Source organism: Streptomyces sp. NPDC030838 (genome assembly GCF_055572035.1).
Map to the genome: position 1 here is coordinate 216,395 of NZ_JBVIED010000012.1, position 25,116 is coordinate 241,510.

Annotated in this window: 3 protein-coding genes and 1 pseudogene; all 4 read left to right on the plus strand. The window is 74.3% G+C overall.

What is annotated here, in order from left to right:
- Positions 1–214: 214 nt before the first annotated feature.
- The 4 genes and pseudogenes from ACZ42A_RS27995 (at position 215) to mhpA (ending at position 25,056) form a co-directional block, all read left to right on the plus strand.
- Positions 215–14,920: an SDR family NAD(P)-dependent oxidoreductase gene (locus ACZ42A_RS27995; RefSeq protein WP_468530039.1), complete on the plus strand. Its 14,706-nt coding sequence runs from the start codon at positions 215–217 to the stop codon at positions 14,918–14,920.
- 40 nt (positions 14,921–14,960) lie between these two features.
- A complete protein-coding gene (locus ACZ42A_RS28000; RefSeq protein ID WP_468530040.1) occupies positions 14,961–20,267 on the plus strand; it encodes an SDR family NAD(P)-dependent oxidoreductase in 5,307 nt (1,768 codons plus the stop codon).
- 24 nt (positions 20,268–20,291) lie between these two features.
- A pseudogene (locus ACZ42A_RS28005) lies at positions 20,292–23,399 on the plus strand (type I polyketide synthase); the annotation flags it as partial.
- Between the two features lie 43 nt (positions 23,400–23,442).
- Positions 23,443–25,056, plus strand: a complete 1,614-nt coding sequence (mhpA, locus tag ACZ42A_RS28010; protein ID WP_468530041.1) for a bifunctional 3-(3-hydroxy-phenyl)propionate/3-hydroxycinnamic acid hydroxylase MhpA — start codon at positions 23,443–23,445, stop codon at positions 25,054–25,056.
- Positions 25,057–25,116 lie beyond the last annotated feature (60 nt).

Here is a 25,116-nt window from a genome sequence, read left to right on the forward strand (position 1 = left end):
TCATCGCCAGCTCCATTCGAATCGCCTTTACCGGCGTGGCTCTTGATCAGGGCCAATTACCTTCGCATTGAGTCACAGCCCCCTATTCCGGCACACGGTCACGCGCCAACACAGGGCCTTCTTAGGGGGGTTCTTAGTGGATCCGATCGGCGGCGGAAATGTGACGCTGGTGGCTCCGCTGCAGAAGTCTTTCACTCGACGAGAGGTGTCCGCCATGCTGCGAACCGAATTGATCCGGCCGGTGCCCGAGTTGCTGAGGGCGAACGCCGATCGCTTCGGGGCCAAGGTCGCGTACCGCGATGCGCGGCGGAGTGTGAGCCATGCCGAACTGGAGGCCCGCACTCGAAGGCTCGCCGGTCACCTGGCCGGCCTGCGACTGCAACCGGGCGACCGGGCCGCGATCCTGCACGGCAACAGTGTGGAGTTCGTCGAGAGCTATCTCGCGATCACCCGTGCGGCGGCCATCGGCGTCCCCCTCAACCCGCGCCTCACCGAGGCCGAACTCTCCTACCTCCTCGACGACAGCGGCGCCCGCGTCCTGATCACCGAGCCCGCGCAGCTGGAGGTCGTCTCCCGGCTCGTGGCGGAGCGGCCGCAGCTGAAGGTCGTCGTCACCGGCGACGAGGGCATACCGGTCGGCGCACCCGCCGGGACCGTCCACTTCGAGACCCTCGCCGAGACCCAGCCCGCCGAGCCCGCCCGCGACGACCTCGGGCTCGACGACGTCGCCTGGATGCTCTACACCTCCGGCACCACCGGCAAGCCGAAGGGCGTGCTGTCCACCCAGCGCAACTGCCTGACGTCGGTGGCCGCCTGCTACGCCCCCATCCCCGGCCTCACCCACGAGGACCGGGTCGTCTGGCCGCTGCCGCTGTTCCACAGCCTCGCCCACATCGTCTGCGTGCTGACCGTGACGGCCGTCGGCGCCACCGCCCGGATCGTCGACGGCTTCTCCGCCGGGGAGATCCTGGACGCCGTACGCGAGGAGAACGCCACCTTCCTCGCCGGGGTGCCGACGATGTACCACTACCTCGTCCAGGCCGCCCGGGAACGCGGGTTCACCGCCCCCGAGCTGCGGATGTGCCTGGTCGGCGGCGCCATCACCACCGCCGAGCTGCGCCGCGCCTTCGAGGAGACGTTCGGCGCGCCGCTGCTCGACGCCTACGGCTCCACCGAGACCTGCGGCTCCATCACCATCAACTGGCCCACCGGTGCCCGCGTCGAGGGCTCCTGCGGTCTGCCCGTGCCCGGTCTCGACGTCCGCCTGGTCGACCCCGACACCGGCGAGGACGTGCCCGTGGGGCAGGAGGGCGAGGTCTGGGTCAAGGGCGCCAGCGTGATGGTCGGCTACCACAACCAGCCCGAGGCCACCGCCGAGGCCCTCCAGGACGGCTGGTTCCGCACCGGCGACCTGGCCCGCCGCGACGAGCAGGGCTACTTCACCGTCACCGGCCGCATCAAGGAGCTGATCATCCGCGGCGGCGAGAACATCCACCCCGGTGAGGTGGAGGAAGTGCTGCGGACCGTGCCCGGCGTCGCCGACGTCGCCGTCGCGGGCCGCCCGCACGACGTGCTCGGCGAGGTCCCGGTCGCCTTCCTGGTCCCCGGACCCCAGGGGTTGGACCTCGAGCGGCTGTTCGAGGTGTGCCGGGAGAACCTGGCGTACTACAAGGTCCCCGAGGAGCTGTACGAGGTCGAGCGCGTCCCGCGCACCGCCTCCGGCAAGATCATGCGCCATGTGCTTCTGGAGCGCCCGGCCCGGCTGCGCGCCTCCGGCGACGGCCGCTACGCCTCCCTGTTCCGCACCGACTGGCTGCCGCTGCCCTCCGTGCCCGCCCCGCCCGCCGCCCCCGCCCGCTGGGCGCTGGCCGGCGACATCTACGGCACCGGACTCGCCGCCGCCCTGGAGGCCCTCGGCCAGACCGTCGACACCCACCTCTCGCTCGGCGGCCTCGCCGCGCTCGCCGATGTCGACGCCACCTGCGGAATCGACGCCCTCGACGCCCTCACCGAGGAACTCGCGGGCGGCGCCGACGCACCCGACGTGGCCGTGCTGCTGCTCGGCGACGACACCCACGGCACCGGAGCGGCCCGCCGCGCCGAGGCCGCCGAGGCACTGGTCGCCCGGCTCACCGAGACCCTGGACGCCTGGCTCGCCGAGCCGCGCACCGCCGGTGTGCCGCTGGTCCTCGCCACCCGCGACGCCGTCGCCACCGGCCCCGACGACGCCCTCGACGGGCTCGCGCACGCCGCGGTCTGGGGCCTGGTCCGCACCTACCAGTCGGCCCACCCCGACCGGTTCCTGATCCTCGACCTCGGCGCCGACGAGGAGTCCGACGAGCCCCGCCTCGCCGCCGCCCTCGCGCTCGCCGTGACCTCCCGCGAGCCGCAGACCGCCGTCCGCGACGGTGTCGTGCTGCGCCCCCGCCTGGTCCGCGCCGCGGCCGCCACCGCCCCCGGCGCCCGCGCCGCCGCCCCCGACACCAGCGGCACCGTCCTGGTCACCGGCGCCGACGGGGTCGCCGCCGAGCACCTCACCCGCCACCTCGTCGCCGTCTACCGGGCGCGCCGGGTGCTGCTGGTCAGCAGGGGCGGCCGCAAGGACGCCGCCGCGGTCGCCCTGCGCGACGACCTCGCCCGCGCGGGCGTCGAGGTACGCCTGGAGGCGGCCGACGTCGCCGACCGCAAGTCCCTCGCCAAGGTGTTCCCGAAGGCCCCCGCCCCCGTCACCGCGATCGTGCACACCGCCGGCCGCGAGGACCTGGACACCGAGCGCGGCCGCCGCCAGGCCGTCCAAGGCGCCCTCGCCCTGCACGACTTCACCAAGAACTCCACCCTCGCGACCTTCGTCCTGGTGCCCCCGGCGGACGGCCTGCTCGGCGCCCCGGGCCACGGCCCCGCCGCCGCTGCCGCCGCGGCCGTCGACGCCCTCGCCGGCCACCGCCACGCCCTCGGCCTGCCCGCGCTGTCGTTCGCGCTCGGCCCCTGGGACGGCACCGCCGACACCGCCCCGGCCCCGGCCCCGGCGGGCACCGGCACCCTGGGCACGCAGGAGGCGCTGGCGATGTTCGACGCCGCGCACACCGTCGCCCAGCCCCAGCTGACCGCCGTACGCCTCGATCCGCTCGCGGCCGACGCGCTGCCCGCGCTGTTCGAGGACGTCGTCGACGCCCCCACCACCACGGCCGCCGCGCCCGACGAGGACTCCACCGACGCGCTGCGCGCGCGTCTGGCCGGGCTGCCCGAGGCGGAGCAGGACCGCGCCCTGCTGGAGCTGGTCGCCACCCAGGTCCGCGCCATCACCGGTCTGACCTCCTTCGACCCGGCCCGCAGCTTCAAGGAGCTGGGCTTCACCTCGGCCACCGCCGTGGAACTGCGCAACCGCCTCACCGAGGACACCGGACTCCACCTGCCGGTCACCCTCGCCTTCGACCACCCCAAGCCGGTCGCGGTCGCCGCCTATCTGCGCGGACGGCTGATCGGCTCCCCGTCCGACGACTCCCCGGCCGAGCTGCCCGAACTCGCCGTCTCCGACGAGCCGATCGCGATCGTCGCGATGGGCTGCCGGCTGCCCGGCGGCGCGGTCACCCCGGAGGACCTGTGGCGGCTGGTCGCGAACGGGGTGGACGCCGTCAGCGAGTTCCCCGACAACCGCGGCTGGGACCTGGACGGGCTCTACCACCCCGACCCCGACAACCCCGGCACCTCGTACACCCGGCACGGCGGATTCCTGCCGCAGATCGCCGACTTCGACGCCGGGTTCTTCGGGATCTCCCCGCGCGAGGCCGTCGCGATGGACCCGCAGCAGCGGCTCCTCCTGGAGACCTCCTGGGAGACCTTCGAGCGGGCCGGGATCGACCCGACCTCGCTGGGCGGCTCGCACATCGGCGTCTTCAGCGGCCTGATGCATCACGACTACGGCTCGGACATCCACCAGGTCCCCGAGGGCACCGAGGGCTACCTCGGCATCGGCATCGCCGGCAGCGTCGCCTCCGGCCGGGTCTCCTACACCCTCGGCCTGGAGGGCCCCGCCCTCACCGTCGACACGGCCTGCTCGTCCTCCCTCGTCGCCCTCCACCTCGCCGTGCAGGCGCTGCGCGGCGGCGAATGCTCCATGGCCCTCGCGGGCGGCGCGGCCCTGATGCCGACCCCCGGCGTCTTCGTCGAGTTCTCCCGCCAGCGCGGCCTCGCCGTCGACGGCCGCGCCAAGGCCTTCTCCGCCTCCGCCGACGGCACCGCCTGGTCCGAGGGCGTCGCCGTCGTCCTGCTGGAGCGGCTGTCGGACGCGCGCCGCAACGGGCACCCCGTGCTCGCCGTCGTCCGCGGCTCCGCCGTCAACCAGGACGGCGCGTCGAACGGCCTGACCGCGCCCAACGGCCCGTCCCAGGAGCGGGTGATCCGCCAGGCCCTCGCCAGTGCCCGGCTGACCCCGGCGGACGTGGACACGGTCGAGGCGCACGGTACGGGCACCACGCTCGGCGACCCGATCGAGGCACAGGCACTGATCGCGACGTACGGCCGGAACCGCCCGCAGGACCGTCCCCTCTGGCTCGGCTCGCTGAAGTCGAACATCGGGCACGCCCAGGCCGCCGCCGGTGTCGCCGGTGTCATCAAGATGGTGATGGCGCTCCGGAACGAGGAGCTGCCGAAGACCCTCCACATCGACGAGCCGACGCCGAAGGTGGACTGGTCGGCGGGTGCGGTGGAGCTGCTGACCGAGGCCCGCCCGTGGCCGAAGGAGGAGGGGCGTGCGCGCCGGGCGGGTGTGTCGTCCTTCGGCGTGAGCGGCACCAACGCCCACGTGGTCATCGAGGAGGCACCGGCCGCCGAGGAACCGCCCGTGGAGCGCGGCGAGTTCACGGGCCCGCTTCCTCTGGTGGTGTCCGGCCGCTCCGAGCAGGCCCTGCGCGCCCAGGCGGCCCGCCTGGCCGACCACCTGGCCTCGGAGCCCGCCGACCTGCTCGACGTCGCCCACTCGCTGTTCGCCTCCCGCGCCGCCCTGGAGCACCGCGCGGCCGTCGTCGCCGATGACCTGACCGAGGCCATCGCCGGACTGCGGCTGATCGCCGACGGCGAGGGCGGAACGGTCGCCGCCGACGGACGCCTGGCGGTGCTGTTCACCGGCCAGGGCGCCCAGCGGATCGGCATGGGCCAGGAGCTGTACGCCACCTACCCCGTGTTCGCGGAGGCGTTCGACGCGGTGGTGGCGGAGCTGGACCGGCATCTGCCCAAGCCGCTCAAGGACGTGATGTTCGAGAACGTCGAGCATGCGGACGAGCTGAACCGGACCGAGTTCACCCAGCCCGCCCTCTTCGCGATCGAGGTCGCCCTGTACCGGCTGGCCGAGTCGTGGGGCATCCGGCCCGACTTCGTCGCCGGTCACTCCATCGGCGAGCTGGCCGCCGCGCACGTCGCCGGGGTGTGGAGCCTCGCCGACGCGGCCCGCCTGGTCGCCGCGCGCGGCAGCCTGATGCAGGCGCTGCCGGCGGGCGGGGCGATGATCGCCGTACAGGCGACGGAGGCCGAGGTGCTGCCGCTGCTGACCGACGAGGTCGGGATCGCGGCGATCAACGGGCCTACGTCGGTGGTGGTTTCGGGCGAGGAGGCCGCCGCGGAAGCGGTCGCCGCCGCGTTCGAGGCGCAGGGCCGCAAGACCAAGCGTCTGACGGTGAGCCACGCTTTCCACTCGCTGCTGATGGACCCGATGCTGGAGGAGTTCCGGCAGATCGCGGCGGGACTGACGTACAACACCCCGCGCATCGGCGTCGTCTCGAACGTCACCGGCAAGCTGGCGACGGCGGAGGAACTCACCTCCCCGGACTACTGGGTCCGTCACGTCCGTGACGCCGTGCGCTTCGCCGACGGTGTGGCCGCGCTGCACGAACTGGGCGTGACCACCTTCCTGGAGGCGGGCCCCGACGGGGTGCTCACCGCCCTCGCCCAGGGCTGCCTTCCGGACGCCGAGGGCACCGCGTTCGTCACGCTGCTGCGCGGCGGCGTGCCCGAGCCCCGGGCCGCGATGACCGCCCTCGGCCGGCTGTTCGAGCACGGAGTGGCGATCGACCGGGAGAACGTGTTCGCCGGTACGGACGCCCGCCGGGTCGAGCTGCCGACGTACGCCTTCCAGCGCGAGCGCTACTGGCTGGAGGACGCCGGCGGCGCGGCCGACGTCTCCGGTGCCGGACTCGCCGGAGCCGGGCATCCGCTGCTCGGCGCGATCACCCCGCTGCCGGACTCCGGCGGGGTGCTGGCCACCGGCCTGCTCTCGCTGCGCACCCACCCGTGGCTGGCCGACCACGCCGTCTCGGGCACCGTCCTGGTCCCGGGCGCCGCGCTGATCGAGCTGGTCGTGCGGGCCGGTGACGAGGTCGGCGCCAGTGCGGTGGAAGAGCTGGTCATCGAGGCCCCGCTGGTCCTGCCGGAGAGGAACGGCGTCCGTATCCAGGTCGTCGTCGGCGGCGCCGAGGACGGACGACGGACCGTCAGCCTGTACTCGACCCCGCAGGACGCCGGAGCGGAGACCCCGTGGACCCGGCACGTCACCGGCAGCCTCACCGAGCAGCCGCAGGAGGCAGCGTTCGACTTCACCGCCTGGCCGCCCGAGCGGGCCGAGAAGGTCGACCTGGACGGCTTCTACGAGGGCCGGGCCGCCGCCGGGCTCCAGTACGGGCCCGTCTTCCAGGGCGTACGGCAGGTCTGGCGGCGCGGCGACGAGGTGTTCGCCGAGATCGCGCTGCCCGAGGAGTCGGCCGCCGAGGCCGCCCGCTTCGGACTGCACCCGGCGCTCCTGGACGCCGCCCTCCAGTCCAGCACGTTCTGCCCCGGCCAGGAGGCCGACGCCGAGCAGACCCGGCTGCCGTTCGCCTGGAACCAGGTCGCCCTGCACGCCTCCGGCGCCTCCGCCCTGCGGGTCCGCGCGGTCCCGGCGGGCTCCGACGGGGTCTCCCTGGAGCTGGCCGACGCGTCCGGCGCCCCCGTCGCGGCCATCGGCTCGATGGTGCTGCGCCCGGTCGCCGCGGACCAGCTGGGCGCCGCCCGCACACCGGTCCACGACGCGCTGTTCCTGGTCGACTGGACGCCGGTGGCGACGGAGGACGGCGCGGCCGAGACCGACGATGTCATCGCCGACTTCACCGAGCCGACCGGCGTCGCCGAAGGCCCCGCGGGTGCCCTCGACCTGACGGCCCGGGTGCTCGCCGCACTCCAGAACCACCTCGAACACGAGGACCGGCGTCTGGTCGTCCTCACCCGGGACCCGCTGACCGACCCGGCCGCCTCGGCCGTCTGGGGCCTGCTGCGCTCCGCCCAGTCGGAGAACCCCGACCGGATCACCGTCGTCGCGCTCGACGACGAGCCCGCCTCCCGCGCCGCCCTGCCCGCCGCCCTCGCCACCGGCGAGCCGCAGCTGGCGGTCCGCGCGGGCCGGGTCACCGCCCCCCGCCTGGCCCGCGCCACGGCCTCCGACGCGCTGCCCGTCCCCGCCGGCACCGACGCCTGGCACCTGGACGTCACCGAGACCGGCACCCTGGAGAACCTGGCGCTGCTGCCCAGCCCCGAGCTGGGCGAACCGCTCGCCGAGGGCCAGGTCCGGATCGCCGTCCGCGCCGCCGGGCTCAACTTCCGGGACGTGCTGATCGCGCTCGGCATGTACCCGGGCAAGGCGCACTTCGGCGGCGAGGGCGCCGGCGTGGTCCTGGAGACCGGCCCCGGCGTGACCTCGCTCAAGCCCGGCGACCGGGTGATGGGCCTGCTCCGCGACGGCTTCGGACCGCAGGCGCTCGCCGACCACCGCCACCTGGTGCGGATGCCCGCGGGGTGGACGTACGAGCAGGCGGCGAGTGTCCCGATCGTCTTCACCACCGCCTACTACGGTCTGTTCGACCGGGCCGGGCTGAGCGCGGGCGAGTCGGTGCTCGTCCACGCCGCCGCCGGCGGTGTCGGCATGGCCGCCGTCCAGCTGGCCCGGCACGCGGGCGCCGAGGTCTTCGGCACCGCCAGCCCCGGCAAGTGGGACGCGCTGCGCGCGAACGGCCTCGACGAGCGGCACATCGGCAACTCCCGCGACCTCGCCTTCAAGGAGCGGTTCCTCGAGGTCACCGAGGGCCGTGGCGTGGACGTCGTCCTGGACGCGCTGGCCCACGAGTTCGTGGACGCCTCGCTCGACCTGCTGCCGCGCGGCGGACGCTTCCTGGAGATGGGCAAGACCGACATCCGCGACGCGGACGAGGTCGCCGCCGCCCACCCCGGCGTCGCCTACCAGGCGTTCGACCTGGTGGAGGCGGGCCCGGACCGGGTGCAGGAGATCCTGGCCGACCTGGTCGACCTGTTCGAGCAGGGCGCGCTCGCCCCGCTGCCGGTCAGGGTCTGGGACGTCCGCAAGGCCCCCGAGGCCTTCCGGTTCGTCAGCCAGGCACGCCACATCGGCAAGGTCGTCCTCACCGTGCCGCGCCCCCTCGACCCGGAGGGCACCGTCCTGCTCACCGGCGGCACCGGCACCCTGGGCCGCCTGGTCGCCCGGCACCTGGTCACCGAGCACGGCGTACGGCGTCTGGTGCTGACCAGCCGGCGCGGCAGGGCAGCCGAAGGAGCAGACGAACTCCTCGCCGAACTGGCCGACTTGGGCGCCGATGCCCGGATCGAGGCCTGCGACGCCTCGGACCGTACGGCGCTCCAGGCGCTGCTGGAGTCGATCGAGCAGCTGACGGCGGTCGTCCACACGGCCGGTGTCCTCGACGACGGCGTGATCTCCGCGCTCACCCCCGAGCGGCTGGCCAGGGTCTTCCAGCCCAAGGTGGACGCGGCCTGGAACCTGCACGAGCTGACGAAGGACCTGGACCTGTCCGCCTTCGTGGTCTACTCGTCCGCCTCCGGCGTCTTCGGCAACCCCGGCCAGGGCAACTACGCCGCCGCCAACGGCTACCTCGACGGCCTCGCCCGGCACCGCCGCGCGCTCGGCCTGCCCGGCACCTCGCTGGCCTGGGGCTTCTGGTCCGAGACCAGCAGCATGACCGAGAACCTGGACAGCGCAGCCCTCCAGCGCAACAAGCGCGACGGCATGCTCGGCATCACCGCCGAGATCGGCAACGCCCTCTTCGACGCGGGTCTGCGCTCGCCCGAGGCCGCGCTGGTCCCGGCACGCCTCGACCTCGCCGGGCTCCAGGCCCGCGCGGCGGGCAACCCGGTGCCGCTGCTGCTGCGCGGGCTGGTCCGGCAGACCCGGCAGGCCGCCAAGTCCGGCCAGGCGTCCACCGGTTCACTGGTCCAGGAGCTGGCGGCGCTGTCACCGGAGGAGCAGGAGCAGCACCTCCTCGACCTGGTCCGCGGCCAGGCCGCGACCGTCCTCGGCCACTCCGCCGCCCACACCATCGACGGCGAGAAGGCCTTCAAGGACGCCGGCTTCGACTCGCTGACCTCGGTCGAACTGCGCAACCGGCTCTCCGCCGCCACCGGTGTGCGGCTGTCGGCGACGGTGGTCTTCGACTACCCGACCCCGGCCGTCCTGGCCCGGCACATCCGCACCGAGCTGGGCATCGAGGAGCGGCCGGCGACGGCCGTCGCGACCACCCGCCGGCACCCCACGGACACCGACGAGCCGATCGCGATCGTCGCCATGGGCTGCCGCTTCCCGGGCGGGGTCACCAGCCCCGAGGAGCTGTGGCGGCTGGTCGCCGAGGGCGTCGACGTCATGGGCGGCTTCCCCGACAACCGCGGCTGGGACCTGGACACCCTCTTCGACCCGGACCCGGACGCCGTCGACAAGTCGTACGTCGACCGGGGCGCGTTCCTGCACGACGTCGGCGAGTTCGACGCGGGCTTCTTCGGGATCTCCCCGCGCGAGGCGCTGGCGATGGACCCGCAGCAGCGGCTCCTGCTCGAAGTCACCTGGGAGACGCTGGAGCGGGCCGGTATCGACCCGGCCGCCCTGCGCGGCACCGACACCGGTGTCTTCACCGGCATCATCAGCCACGACTACACCGTCCGCCTCCAGCAGGCCCCCGCCGAACTCCAGGGGCTGCGCCTGACCGGCACCGCGGGCAGTGTCGCCTCCGGCCGGGTCTCCTACACCCTCGGCCTCGAAGGCCCGTCGCTCAGCGTCGACACCGCCTGCTCCTCGTCCCTCGTCGCGATGCACATGGCCGTACAGGCGCTGCGCGGCGGCGAGTGCTCGATGGCGCTGGCGAGCGGCGCGATGGTGATGGCCACCCCGGACACCTTCATCGAGTTCTCCCGCCAGCGGGGTCTCGCCAAGGACGGCCGGGTGAAGGCGTTCTCCGCCGGCGCGGACGGCACGGCCTGGTCGGAGGGCGTCGGCGTGCTCCTCCTGGAGCGGCTGTCGGACGCCCGCCGCAACGGGCACCAGATACTCGCGGTGGTGCGGGGCACGGCCGTCAACCAGGACGGCGCGTCCAACGGCCTGACCGCGCCCAACGGACCCTCCCAGCAGCGCGTCATCAAGCAGGCCCTCGCCGGCGCCGGCCTCACCCCGGCCGACGTGGACGCCGTCGAGGCACACGGCACCGGCACGGCCCTCGGCGACCCGATCGAGGCCCAGGCGCTCCTCGCCACCTACGGCCAGGACCGCGACGACCGCGACCCGCTGTGGCTCGGCTCGGTGAAGTCGAACATCGGCCACTCGCAGGGCGCCGCCGGTGTGGCCAGCGTGATCAAGATGGTGATGGCGCTCCGGAACGAGGAGCTGCCGAAGACCCTGCATGTGGACGAGCCGACGCCGAAGGTGGACTGGTCGGCGGGTGCGGTGGAGCTGCTGACGGAGGCGCGGCCCTGGCCGCACCAGGAAGGGCATGCGCGCCGCGCGGGCATCTCCTCCTTCGGCGTGAGCGGCACCAACGCCCACGTGGTCATCGAGGAGGCCCCGGCCGTCGAGGAACGGCCCGTCGAGCGCGGCGAGTTCACCGGGCCGCTGCCCCTGGTCGTCTCCGCACGTTCGGTGCAGGCCCTCAAGGCCCAGGCCGACCGGCTGGCCGACCACCTCGCCGAGGACCCGGCCGACCTGCGGGACGTGGCCTGGTCGCTGGTCGACAGCCGGGCGAGCCTGGAGCACCGGGCCGTGGTGGTCGCCGCCGACCGCGACGAGGCGATCGCCGGACTGCGCGCCTTCGCCGCCACCGACAGCGGCCCGGCGACCGTCGACGGCCGCCTGGCGGTGCTGTTCACCGGCCAGGGCGCCCAGCGGATCGGCATGGGCCAGGAGCTGTACGCCACCTACCCCGTGTTCGCGGAGGCGTACGACGCGGTGGTGGCGGAGCTGGACCGGCATCTGCCGAAGCCGCTGAAGGAGGTCGACGGCGAGGAGCTGAACCGGACGGAGTTCACTCAGCCCGCGCTGTTCGCGATCGAGGTGGCCCTGTACCGGCTCGCGGAATCCTGGGGCGTCAAGCCCGACTTTGTCGCCGGTCACTCGATCGGTGAGCTGGCCGCCGCGCATGTCGCCGGGGTGTGGAGCCTCGCAGATGCCGCCCGCCTGGTCGCCGCCCGTGGCCGGCTGATGCAGGCGCTGCCGGCGGGCGGGGCGATGATCGCCGTACAGGCGTGCGAGGCCGAGGTGCTGCCGCTGCTGACCGACGGGGTCGGGATCGCGGCGATCAACGGGCCTACGTCGGTGGTGGTTTCGGGCGAGGAGGCCGCCGCGAAGGCCGTGGCCGCCGCGTTCGAGGCGCAGGGCCGCAAGACCAAGCGCCTCACGGTCAGCCACGCCTTCCACTCACTGCTGATGGACCCGATGCTGGAGGAGTTCCGGCAGATCGCGGCCGGGCTGACGTACAACACCCCGCGCATCGGCGTCGTCTCGAACGTCACCGGCAAGCTGGCGACGGCGGAGGAGCTGACGTCCCCGGACTACTGGGTGCGGCATGTGCGGGACGCCGTGCGCTTCGCCGACGGTGTGGCCGCGCTGCACGAACTGGGCGTGACCACCTTCCTGGAGGCGGGCCCCGACGGGGTCCTCACCGCCCTCGCCCAGGAGATCCTGGACGATGCCGACATCCGGCTCGCCACCCTGCTGCGGCGCGGCCGGGGCGAGGCCGAGGCGCTGCTGTCCGCGCTCGGCACGGTGTACGCCGCCGGCCGCGCGGTCGACTGGAAGGCGCTGTTCGACGGCACCGGCGCGCGCCGCGTGGAGCTGCCGACGTACGCCTTCCAGCGCGAGTGGTACTGGCCGCAGGTCTGGGGCGGCAGCGGCGACGCCGCCTCCCTCGGGCTCACCGGCGCCGACCACCCGCTGGTCGGGGCATGGGTGACGCTGCCCGAGTCGGGCGGGGTGCTGGCGACCGGACTGCTGTCGGCGCGCACCCAGCCGTGGCTCGCCGACCATGTCGTCGGCGGCACGATCCTGGTGCCCGGCGCGGCCCTGGTCGAGCTGGTGGTGCGGGCCGGTGACGAGGTCGGCACCAGCGCGGTCGAGGAGCTGGTCATCGAGGCACCGCTGGTCCTGCCCGAGAAGGGCGGGGTCCGCATCCAGGTGTCGGTGGCGGCGCTCGACGAGCTGGGCCGGCGCGCGGTCGCCGTCCACTCGGCGCCGCAGGACGCCGGCCCGGAGGCCGAGTGGACCCGGCACGTCAGCGGCTTCCTCAGCGAGCAGACGCGGGACGCCGGGTTCGACTTCGGCAGCTGGCCGCCCGCGCAGGCCGAACAGGTCGACCTGGACGGCTTCTACGACCGTCAGCTCGCCGCCGGATACGGCTACGGCCCCGCCTTCCAGGGCGTCCAGGCCGTATGGACCAAGGGCGAGGAGGTGTACGCGGAGGTCGTCCTGCCCGAGGGCCAGTCCCCGGACGGCTTCGGCATCCACCCGGCGCTGCTCGACGCGGCCCTGCAGACGACCAGCTTCCTCGGCATGAACGAGGACGGCGTCACCAAGCTGCCGTTCGCCTGGAACCAGGTCGCCCTGTACGCCTCCGGCGCCTCCGCCCTCCGCGTCCGCGCGGTCCGGTCGGGCGCCGACGGTCTCGCGCTCGACCTCGCCGACCACACCGGAGCCCCGGTGGCGGCCATCGGCACACTCGCCATGCGGGAGATCTCCGCCGACCAGCTCGGCGCGGCGGCCGGCCCGGCCCACGACGCCCTGTTCCGCGTCGACTGGGTCCCGGTGATGCTGCCCACGGAGATCAGGGCGACGCCGGTCGAGGTCGCCGACGAGTCCGCCGTACGTGCGCTGGCGGAGTCCGCGTCGGTGCCGGAACTGCTGCTGCTGGACGTCTCGGAGACGGGCCGCGACGGCACGGCCGCCCACGAGGCGGTCGCCCGGACGCTGGTCGCGCTCCAGGCCTGGCTCGGCGAGCCCCGGTTCGACGGGTCCCGGCTGGCGGTCCGGACGAGCGGAGCGGTCCGGGACGTGACCGACCCGGCCGGCACCGCCGTGTGGGGCCTGGTCCGCACCGCCCAGTCGGAGAACCCGGGCCGGATCGTCCTCGTCGACACCGACCAGGCGTCCGCCGGCCTGCTGCCGGCCGCGCTCGCCACCGGCGAGCCGCAGCTGGCGCTGCGCGACGGCGAGGCCACCGCCCCGCGCCTGGCCCGCGAGACACCCGCCTCCGACACCCGCCGCCTCGACCCGGACGGCACGGTCCTGATCACCGGTGGCACGGGCACCCTGGGCTCCCTGCTGGCCCGGCACCTGGTCACCGAGCACGGCGTACGACGGCTGCTGCTGACCAGCCGCCGGGGCCCGGCTGCGGACGGCGCGGCCGAACTGCGCGACCGGCTCACCGAGTTGGGTGCCGACGTGCGGATCGAGGCCTGTGACGCCGCGGACCGTACCGCGCTCCGGACACTCCTGGAGTCGATCGCGCACCCGTTGACGGCGGTCGTGCACACGGCCGGTGTCCTCGACGACGGAGTCGTCTCGGCGCTCACCCCCGAGCGGCTGGCGAAGGTGCTGCGGCCCAAGGTGGACGCGGCGTGGAACCTGCACGAGCTGACGAAGGACCTGGACCTGTCCGCCTTCGTGCTCTACTCGTCCGCCGCCGGTGTCCTCGGCAACCCCGGCCAGGCCAACTACGCCGCCGCCAATGCCTTCCTCGACGGCCTCGCGCGGCTGCGCCGGGACGCCGGACTGCCCGGCACCGCGCTCGCCTGGGGGCTGTGGGCCGGGGCGACCGGGATGACCGCCCACCTCGACGGCGGCGACCGCGACCGCGGCAAGCGGGGCGGCATGCTCGGCCTGCCCGACGCGGAGGGCCTGGCCCTGTTCGACGCCGCGCTCGGCTCGGCGGAGGCGCTGCTCATGCCCGCCAAGCTGGACCTCGCCGAACTGCGCGGCCAGGCCGCGGGCGGCGGCACCGTCCCGTCGATCCTGCACGGCCTCGTCCGGCCCCCGGCCCGCCGCAGCGCCAGGTCGGCGGCGGCCCCGGCCGGCGAGACGCTGGCCCAGCGGCTGGCCGGCCGCACCCCGCAGGAGCAGCGCCAGCTGCTGCTCGACGTGGTGCGGGTGCAGGTCGCCGGGGTCCTCGGAGTGGCCAACCCGGCCACGATCGACACCGGCCGGGCCTTCAAGGACGCGGGCTTCGACTCGCTCACCGCGGTCGAGTTCCGCAACCGGCTCACCGAGGCCACCGGGGTCCGGCTGCCCGCCACTCTCGTCTTCGACCACCCGACCCCCGCGGCACTCGTCGAGCTGCTGCTGGAACAACTGGAGCCGGAGATGCCGCAGACCGACGACGGACTCTCCGTCCTCACCGAACTGGAACGCCTGGAGCGGGCCATGGCTGCCCGCCCGGCCGGTGCCGCCGACGACCTCGTCGCCCAGGCCCACCTGGTCGCCCAGCGGCTGAAGGCGCTCACCGCGCAGTGGGAGAGCCTGCACCCCGACTCGCAGGACCCGGAGGAGGACCAGCTGGACCTGGACACCGCCTCCGACGACGAGATGTTCGCCCTCATCGACAGCGAGCTCGGTCTGTCCTGAACGGACGACACCGAAACTTCGAAAGGACACAGAGGCAGACATGAGCAACAGTCCCGGAAACAGCCCAGGGAACACCTCCGGAAACACTGAGGACAAGCTCCGCGAGTACCTGAAGAAGGCCCTCACCGACCTGCGCCGCGCCAACGGCCGGGTCCGGGAGATCGAGGAGGAGCGGCACGAGCCGATCGCGATCGTCGCCATGGGGTGCAGGCTGCCCGGCGGCGTCACCGGCCCCGAGGACCTGTGGCGGCTGGTCGCCGGCGGAGTCGACGCCATCACCGAGTTCCCCGACAACCGCGGCTGGGACCTCGACACCCTCTTCGACGACGACCCCGACCACACCGGCACCTCCTACGCCCGGCACGGCGGATTCCTGCACGACGCGGGCGAGTTCGACGCCGCCTTCTTCGGGATCTCCCCGCGCGAGGCGCTCGCGATGAACCCGCAGCAGCGGATCCTCCTGGAGACCTCCTGGGAGACCTTCGAGCGGGCCGGGATCGACCCGACCTCGCTGGGCGGTCAGAGCATCGGCATCTTCACCGGCGTCATGTACCACGACTACGCCCCCACCGGACGGCACATCCCGCCGTCTGTGGAGGGAATGCTGGGCATCGGCAACTCCGGCAGCGCGACGGCCGGCCGCGTCTCCTACACCCTCGGCCTCGAAGGCCCCGCGGTGACGGTGGAGACGGCCTGCTCGTCCTCCCTCGTCGCCATCCACCTCGCCGCCCAGTCCCTGCGCAACGGCGAGTGCACCATGGCCCTGGCCGGCGGCGTCGCCGTCATGGCTACGCCCGACGGCTTCGTCGAGTTCTCCCGCCAGCGGGGTCTCGCCAAGGACGGCCGCGCCAAGGCCTTCTCGGCCGCCGCCGACGGCACCAACTGGTCCGAGGGCGCCGGGCTGCTCCTCCTGGAGCGGCTGTCGGACGCCCGCCGCAACGGGCACCAGGTGCTCGCGGTGGTGCGGGGCTCGGCCGTCAACCAGGACGGCGCGTCCAATGGCCTGACCGCGCCCAACGGGCCGTCCCAGCAGCGCGTCATCAAGGCCGCCCTCGCCAGTGCCCGGCTGACCCCGGCCGACGTGGACACGGTCGAGGCGCACGGCACCGGCACCACGCTCGGCGACCCGATCGAGGCCCAGGCCGTCATCGCGACGTACGGCCGGAACCGGCCGGAGGACCGGCCGCTGTGGCTGGGCTCGCTGAAGTCGAACATCGGGCACGCGCAGGCCGCGGCCGGTGTCGCGGGCGTCATCAAGATGGTGATGGCGCTGCGCAACGAGGAGCTGCCGAAGACCCTGCACGTGGACGAGCCGACGCCGAAGGTGGACTGGTCGGCGGGTGCGGTGGAGCTGCTGACGGAGGCCCGCCCGTGGCCGAAGGAGGAGGGGCGTGCGCGCCGGGCGGGTGTGTCGTCCTTCGGCGTGAGCGGCACCAACGCCCACGTGGTCATCGAGGAGGCACCGGCCGCCGAGGAAGTCGCCGACGAACGGCCCGAGTTCACCGGCCCGCTCCCGATCGCGGTCTCCGGCCGTTCGGCCCAGGCCTTGCGGGCCCAGGCGGCTCGCCTGGCCGACCACCTCGCCGAGGACTCGGCCGACCTGCGGGACGTGGCCTGGTCGCTGCTCACCGCACGGGCCGCGCTGGAACACCGGGCCGTGGTGGTCGCCGCCGACCGCGACGAGGCGATCGCCGGACTGCGCGCCCTGGCGGAGGGACAGGGCACGTCCTCCGTGGCGGGCAGCGGCCGCCTGGCGGTGCTGTTCACCGGCCAGGGCGCCCAGCGGATCGGCATGGGCCAGGAGCTGTACGCCACCTACCCCGTGTTCGCGGAGGCGTTCGACGCGGTGGTGGCGGAGCTGGACCGGCATCTGCCGAAGCCGCTGAAGGAGGTCGACGGCGAGGAGCTGAACCGGACGGAGTTCACTCAGCCCGCGCTGTTCGCGATCGAGGTGGCCCTGTACCGGCTCGCGGAGTCGTGGGGCATCAAGCCGGACTTCGTGGCCGGTCACTCGATCGGTGAGCTGGCCGCCGCGCATGTCGCCGGGGTGTGGAGCCTCGCAGATGCCGCCCGCCTGGTCGCCGCCCGTGGCCGGCTGATGCAGGCCCTGCCGCCCGGCGGCGCCATGATCGCCGTACAGGCGTGCGAGGCCGAGGTGCTGCCGCTGCTGACCGACGAGGTCGGCATCGCGGCGATCAACGGACCGAACTCCGTGGTGATCTCGGGCATCGACACCGCCGCGGAGGCCGTGGCCGCCGTCTTCGAGGCGCAGGGTCGCAAGACCAAGCGCCTCACGGTCAGCCACGCCTTCCACTCGCTGCTGATGGACCCGATGCTGGAGGAGTTCCGCCGGGTCGCGGCCGGGCTGACGTACAACACGCCCCGCCTGGGGATCGTCTCGAACGTCACCGGCAAGCTTGCGACCGCCGAGGAGCTGACCTCCCCGGACTACTGGGTCCGCCACGTCCGCCAGGCCGTCCGCTTCGCCGACGCGATCCCGGCGCTCCAGGAGCAGGGCGTCACCGCGTTCCTCGAACTGGGCCCGGGCGGTGTGCTCACCGCGATGGGTCAGGAGTGTGTCGCGGACGGCTCGGACGCGCTGTTCGTGCCGTTCCTGCGGACGGGTGCCGCCGAGCCGCACAGCGCGGTGGCGGCCATCGGCCGGCTGTTCGCCGCCGGACTGCCGACCGGGCTGAGCGCGCTCGCCGCGGGCGGCCGCCGGGCCGAGCTGCCGACGTACGCCTTCCAGCGCGACTGGTACTGGCTGCGCCCGCTGGAGACCCGCTCCGACGCCGCCTCGCTGGGCCTGACCGCCGCCGAGCACGCCGTGCTGGGCGCGTCGGTGGAGCTGCCGGAGTCGGGCGGGGTGCTGTCCACCGGTGTGCTGTCGGTCCGTACGCACCCCTGGCTCGCCGACCACGCCGTCGGCGGCACCCTCCTGGTGCCCGGCGCCGCTCTCGTCGAGCTGGTGGTGCGGGCCGGTGACGAGATCGGGGCCGGCGCGGTCGACGAACTCGTCATGGAGGCGCCGCTGGTGCTGTCCGAGCGGCAGGGCGTACGGATCCAGGTCGTCGTCGGCGGCCCGGCGGCGGACGGGCGACGCCCGGTCAGCCTGTACGCCACCCCGCAGGACGCCGGCCCGGAGACCCCGTGGACCCGGCACGTGAGCGGCTTCCTCACCGAGCAGCCGCTGCCCGCGGCGTTCGATCTCTCCGCCTGGCCGCCCGCGTCGGCCGAGCAGGTGGACCTGGCGGGCTTCTATGAGGGGAAGGCGGCCGCGGGCTATGGCTACGGCCCCGCCTTCCAGGGCGTCCGGCGGGTCTGGCGGCGCGGCGAGGAGCTGTACGCGGAGGTCGAGCTGCCCGAGGGCCAGTCCCCGGAGGGCTTCGGCATCCACCCGGCGCTGCTGGACGCCGCCCTCCAGGCCACCGGTTTCCTGAGCGGCACGGACGGCGAGACGCGGCTGCCGTTCGCCTGGAACCAGGTCGCCCTCTACGCCTCCGGCGCCTCCGCCCTCCGGCTGCGGGCCGTCCCCGCGGACGGCGACGGCATCCTGCTGGAGCTGGCCGATCACACCGGCGGCCCGGTCGCCGGCGTCGGCGGCCTGGTGACCCGGCCGCTGGCAGCGGACGCCCTCGGCCGCACGACCGCCCACGACGCCCTGTTCCGCGTCGAACGGATCCCCGTGACGGTCTCCGGCGCTGCTCCTTCCTTCGCCGAACTGCACAGCGACATAAGCGAGTTGGGTGCCGAGGTGCCCGCCGTCGTGATTGCCGACCTCACCCGGGCGCAGGCCGCCGAGGGCCCCGAGCGGGCGCGTGAACTCGCCGCCCGTGCCCTGGACCTCGTACAGACCTGGTCCGCCACGCCACGGCTGGAGTCGGCGAAGCTGGTCCTGCGCACGCGCGGTGCCGTCGCCGGCGTCACCGACCCGGCGGCCGCCGCCGTCTGGGGTCTGGTGCGGTCCGCGCAGTCCGAGAACCCCGGGCAGTACGTGCTCGTCGACGCCGACGACAAGGCGACACCCGCCGAGATCGCCGCCGCCGTGGCCGGGTCCGACGAACCCCAGCTGGTCATCCGGGACTCGGCCGTCACCGCGCTCCGCCTGACCCGCGCCGAGGCCTCCCCGGCGGGCGACTTCAGCGGCCTGGACCCGGAGGGCACGGTCCTGATCACCGGCGGTACGGGCACCCTGGGCGCGCTGCTGGCCCGCCACCTGGTCACCGAGCACGGGGCACGACGGCTGCTGCTGACCAGCCGCCGGGGTCCGGCAGCCGAGGGTGCGGCCGAACTCCGCGACGAACTCGCGGAGTTGGGTGCGGAGGTGCGGATCGAGGCCTGCGACGCCTCCGACCGCACGGCCCTGGAGGCACTGCTCGCGTCCGTCGAGCCGACGGCTGTCGTGCACACCGCCGGTGTCCTCGACGACGGCGTCATCTCCGCGCTCACCCCCGAGCGCCTGGACAAGGTCTTCCGCCCGAAGATCGACGCGGCCTGGAACCTGCACGAGCTGACGAAGGACCTGGACCTGTCCGCCTTCGTGCTCTACTCCTCCATCGCGGGCACGGTCGGCAGCGCGGGCCAGGGCAACTACGCCGCCGCCAACGCCTTCCTCGACGCCCTCGCCCAGCTGCGCCGGGACGCCGGACTGCCCGCCGTCTCGCTCGCCTGGGGCGTCTGGGAGCAGGACGGCGGTATGCAGGACTCCCTCGCCCGCAGCGACCGCGAGCGGATGGCCCGCAGCGGGATGCGTCCGCTGACCGGCGCGGACGGCATGGCCCTCTTCGACGCCGCCCTGCGCGGCCCGGAGGCGGCCCTGGTCGCTGCCCGGTTCGACTTCCCGGCGCTGCGCGGTCGTACGGCGGAGGCGGCCACGCCCGCCCTGCTGCGCGCCCTGGTCCGCCCGGCCCGCCGGTCGGCGCAGGCCGCGTCCGCCCCGGCCGCCGCCGAGTCCTTCGCGGAGCGGCTGGCCGCCCTGCCGGCCGAGGAGCGCGGCCAGGCCCTGCTGGAGCTGGTCGCCGAGCAGGCCGCCGCGGTCCTCGGACTGGCGGGCGCCGACCAGGTGGAGGACGACCAGGCCTTCAAGGACCTGGGCTTCGACTCGCTGACCGCGGTCGAACTGCGCAACCAGCTCGCCGCCCGCACGGGCGTCCGGCTGCCGGTGACGCTCGTCTTCGACCACCCGACACCGGCCGCGCTGGCCCGGCGACTGCACGAGGAACTGGCCCCCGCCCCCGCCCCGTCGGCCGAGGAGGCGCCCGCGGCGGAAGCGGCGGGCGACGACCTGATCGCCGGCATGGACGTGGAGAGCCTCGTCGCCCGTGCCCTCAGCGGCGCGACCAACTGATTCGGTCTCGGACCGGGAGAGAAGATCATGACTGTTTCCGACGAAAAGCTCGTCGAGGCCCTGCGCGCCTCCCTCACCGAGAACGAGCGGCTGAAGCGTGAGAACGAGCGGATCACCGCCGCCGCCCAGGAGCCCATCGCCATCGTGGGCATGTCCTGCCGGCTGCCCGGCGGGATCGCCTCGCCCGAGGAGCTGTGGTCCCTGGTGGCCGGCGGACGCGACGCCGTCTCCGGCTTCCCCACCGACCGCGGCTGGGACCTGGACAACCTCTACCACCCGGAGCCCGGCCACCCCGGCACCACGTATGTGAAGGAGGCCGGTGTCCTGCACGGCGCCGGCGCCTTCGACGCGGGCTTCTTCGGTCTCTCCGACCGGGAGGCCCTGGGCACCGACCCGCAGCAGCGGATCCTGCTGGAGCTGGTCTGGGAGGCGTTCGAGCGGGCCGGCATCGACCCGCACACCGTGCGCGGCACCGACACCGGCGTCTTCGCGGGCCTGATGTACCACGACTACGCCAACGGGGTGCGCAAGCTCCCCGAGGGAGTCGACAGCTTCCTCGGCCTCGGCAAGTCCGGCAGTGTGCTGTCCGGCCGGGTGTCCTACCTGTACGACCTGACCGGCCCGTCCGTGACGGTCGACACCGCCTGCTCCTCCTCCCTGGTCACCCTGCACATGGCCGTGCAGGCGCTGCACGGCGGCGAGTGCTCGATGGCCCTCGCGGGCGGTGTCGCGGTGATGGCCACGCCGGACGCGTACGTCGGGTTCGCCGCCCAGCGCGCGCTCGCCCCCGACGGCCGCATCAAGGCGTTCTCGTCCTCCGCCGACGGCACCAACTGGGCCGAGGGCGCGGGCGTTCTGGTCCTGGAGCGGCTGTCGGACGCGCGCCGCAACGGGCACCCGGTGCTCGCCGTCGTCCGCGGCTCCGCCGTCAACCAGGACGGCGCGTCCAACGGGCTCACCGCGCCCAACGGCCCCTCCCAGGAGCGGGTCATCAAGGCCGCGCTCGCCAGCGCCCGGCTGACCCCGGCGGACGTGGACACGGTCGAGGCACACGGCACCGGCACCACCCTCGGCGACCCGATCGAGGCGCAGGCACTGATCGCGACGTACGGCCGCAACCGCCCGCAGGACCGGCCGCTGTGGCTGGGCTCGCTGAAGTCGAACATCGGGCACGCCCAGGCCGCCGCCGGAGTCGCCGGTGTCATCAAGATGGTGATGGCGCTGCGCAACGAGCAGCTGCCCAAGACCCTGCACGTCGAGGAGCCCACCCCGAAGGTCGACTGGTCGGAGGGCGCCGTCGAGCTGCTGACCGAGGCCCGCCCCTGGCCGCGTGAGGAGGGCCGCCCGCGGCGCGCCGGTGTCTCCTCCTTCGGCATCAGCGGCACCAACGCCCACGTCCTGATCGAGGAGGCCGAGGCCGCGGACGAGCCCCCGGCGGAGCCCGCGGCCGACGCCGCCCGCCCGGTCGCCTGGGTGCTGTCGGCCAAGTCCGCCGAGGCGCTGCGCGCCCAGGCCGCCCGCCTGGACGCCTTCCTCGCCGACGCGGTCGACGACGTCACCCCGTACGCCGTCGGCCGCTCCCTGGCGCTGACCCGCACCGCCTTCGACGAGCGGGCCGTGGTCGTCGGCGCCGGCCGGGACGCCCTGCGCGAGAAGGTCCGCGCCCTCGCGGACGGCGACGCCTCGGCGCCCGGCATCGCGCGTGGCAGCCGTACGAAGGGCCGCCTCGCGGTGCTGTTCACCGGGCAGGGCGCGCAACGGCCCGACATGTGGCGGGAGTTGTACGACACGTACCCCGTCTTCGCGGAGGCCTTCGACGCGGTGGTGGCGGAGCTGGACCGGCATCTGCCGAAGCCGCTGAAGGAGGTGGACGCCGACGAGCTGAACCGGACGGAGTTCACCCAGCCCGCCCTCTTCGCGGTCGAGGTGGCCCTCTACCGCCTCTACGAGGCCTGGGGCGTGCGCCCGCAGGCCCTGGCCGGGCACTCGGTCGGCGAACTGGTCGCCGCGTACGCCGCCGGGGTGTGGAGCCTGGAGGACGCGGCCCGCCTGGTCGCCGCCCGGGGCCGGCTGATGCAGGCCCTGCCGGCCGGCGGCGCCATGGTCGCCGTCCAGGCGACCGAGGAGGAGGTGCTGCCGCTGCTCACCGACGGCGTCGGCATCGCCGCCGTCAACGGGCCGAAGTCCGTGGTGGTGTCGGGTGTCGAGGCGGAGGCCGAGGCGATCGGGGAGCGGCTGCGGGCGCAGGGCCGCCGGGTCAAGCGGCTCACCGTCAGCCACGCCTTCCACTCGCCGCTGATGGACCCGATGCTGGACGAGTTCCGCCGGATCGCCGCCGGGCTCGCCTACGACACCCCGCGCCTGCCGGTCGTCTCGAACGTCACCGGCAAGATCGCCACACCGGCCGAGCTGACCGACCCCGAGTACTGGGTCACGCACGTCCGTGCCGCCGTCCGGTTCGCCGACGGGGTGCGCGCCCTGCACGACCACGGCACCACCACCTTCCTGGAGGTCGGTCCCGGCGCGGTGCTCTCCGCGCTCGGGCCCGCCTGCCTGGGCGACGCCGCCGACGCCGTCGCCTTCGTCCCCGCCCAGCGTGTCGACGCCCCCGACGCGCACACCGCGCTGGCCGCGGCGGGCGGGCTGTTCACCCGGGGCGTCCCCATCGACTGGACGGCGCTGTTCCCCGAGGAGGCGCGTCGGGTGGAGCTCCCGACGTACGCCTTCCAGCGCCGCGACTACTGGCTGGAGGCCGGCACCGTCATGACCGAGACCATCACCGCCGTCGAGGAAGCGACCGAGACGACCACGCCCGGCGCCGAGCCCGAGGAGGCGGCGCTCGCGGCGACCCGGCGGCAGCTGCTGGAGCGGCTGGCCGGGCTGAGCGAGGCGGAGCAGACCGACGCCCTGATCGAACTGATCACCGCGGAGGCCGAGATCGCCCGCACCCAGCAGAACCCGGACGAGACCTTCGACGACGAACTCGACGGCGACAGCCCCTTCTTCGAGGTCGGCTTCAACTCGCTCAGCGCCGTCGAACTGCGCAACCGGCTGGTCGAGGCGACCGGCATCTCCCTGAGCCCGATGCTGCTGTTCGACTACCCGACGCCGGCCTACGTCGCCGAGTACCTGGTCGAGCAGCTGGCGGCCGAGACCGCGAACGGGGGTGCCTGAGATGACCCAGCCGCACTCCCACGCGGACGTCCTGATCGTCGGCTACGGGCCGGTCGGCCAGCTGCTCTCCCTGCTGCTGGCCGGCCGGGGCCGCACCGTCACCGTCGTCGAGCGCTGGCCGCAGGCCTACCCGATGCCGCGGGCCGTCGCCTTCGACGGCGAGGGCGCCCGCACCCTGTCCGCCGCCGGTATCGGCGGGCTCGTCGGCCGGATCGGCGAGCCCTCCGGCGAGTACCTGTGGCGGAACGCCGACGGCCAGGTGCTGCTGCACATCGACGGCGCGGAGCGGAAGCTGGCCGGCTGGCCGGAGTCCACCTCGATGTACCAGCCCGCGCTGGAAGCCGAGATGGAGGCGCGCGGCGCCCGGCTCGAGAACATCACCGTGCACCGGGGCCACGAGGTGACCGCCCTCGCCGAGGACGGCGACACCGTCGAGGTCACCGCCGTCGACCGGGACGGGAACGCCCGGGTGTTCACCGCCTCCTGGGTGGTCGGCTGCGACGGCGCCAACAGCTTCGTCCGCCGCGCCCTCGGCAGCGAGCTGTCCGACCTCGGCTTCTCCCACGACTGGCTGGTCTGCGACGTCGTCCACCACGACGGCCGTACCTTCGAGCCGAACAACCTGCAGATCTGCGACCCGGCCCGGCCGCGCACCTCGGTCTCGGCCGGACCCGGCAACCGCCGCTACGAGTTCATGCGGGTCGCGGGGGAGACCATCGAGGGCCTGAACACCCCCGAGGCCTCCTGGGAGCTGCTGAGGCTCTTCGACGCCACCCCCGAGAACTCCACGCTGCGCCGCCACCACGTGTACAGCTTCAGGGCGGGCCACGCCGACCGCTGGCACGGCGGCCGGCTGGTGCTCGCGGGCGACGCCGCCCACGTCATGCCGCCGTTCGCCGGGCAGGGCATGTCCTCCGGCTTCCGGGACGCGGGCGCGCTGGCCTGGCGGCTGGACGCGCTGCTGTCCGGGCTTGCCGGTCCCCAGGTGCTCGACGACTACCAGGAGGAGCGCCGCACCCACGTCAAGTGGGCCATCACCATGTCGGTCAACCTCGGCCGGATCATCTGCCAGACCGACCCCAAGGCCGCCGCCGACCGCGACCTGGTGATGAAGGCCGCCGCCGAACGCGCCGCCGCCCGCGGCGAGTCCCAGCAGCGCTCCCCGCTCCAGCCGCTCACCAAGGGCTTCCTGCACCGCGGGGCCAACGGCAGGCCCGCCAAGCCGGCCGGCTCCCTCTCCCCGCAGGCCCGGGTCGCCCGGGCCGGGCAGTCCGCGCTGTTCGACGAGGTCGTCGGCCTCGGCTTCGTCCTGCTCACCACCGAGGACCCGGCCACCCTGCTGGGCGACGCGGAGCGGGACGTCCTCGGCCGGCTCGGCGCGCACACCGTCCGGGTGCTGCCCGCCGGCACCGCCCCGGAGACCGCCGGCACGGGCGAGGTCGTCGACGTGGACGACGTCTACCTGCCGTTCCTCACCGCCGCCGGCGCGACCACCGCGCTGATCCGGCCCGACTACTACGTCTACGGCGCCGCCACCGGCCCCGACGACGTCCGCGCCCTGATCCGGGAGGCGCACACCGCCCTCTCGGCCCCGCTGGCGGCCGCGACCGCCTGACCCGAAAGGAGGCACCCCGAGCCGGAAGCCCGCGCAGCCACGTGCTGCGCGGGCTTCCGG

Bases quoted from the DNA above. Each gene is read 5' to 3' on its own strand.
- ACZ42A_RS27995 (WP_468530039.1), top strand. From the start codon at position 215: ATGCTGCGAACCGAATTGATCCGGCCGGTGCCCGAGTTGCTGAGGGCG.
- mhpA (WP_468530041.1), top strand. From the start codon at position 23,443: ATGACCCAGCCGCACTCCCACGCGGACGTCCTGATCGTCGGCTACGGG.
- ACZ42A_RS28000 (WP_468530040.1), top strand. From the start codon at position 14,961: ATGAGCAACAGTCCCGGAAACAGCCCAGGGAACACCTCCGGAAACACT.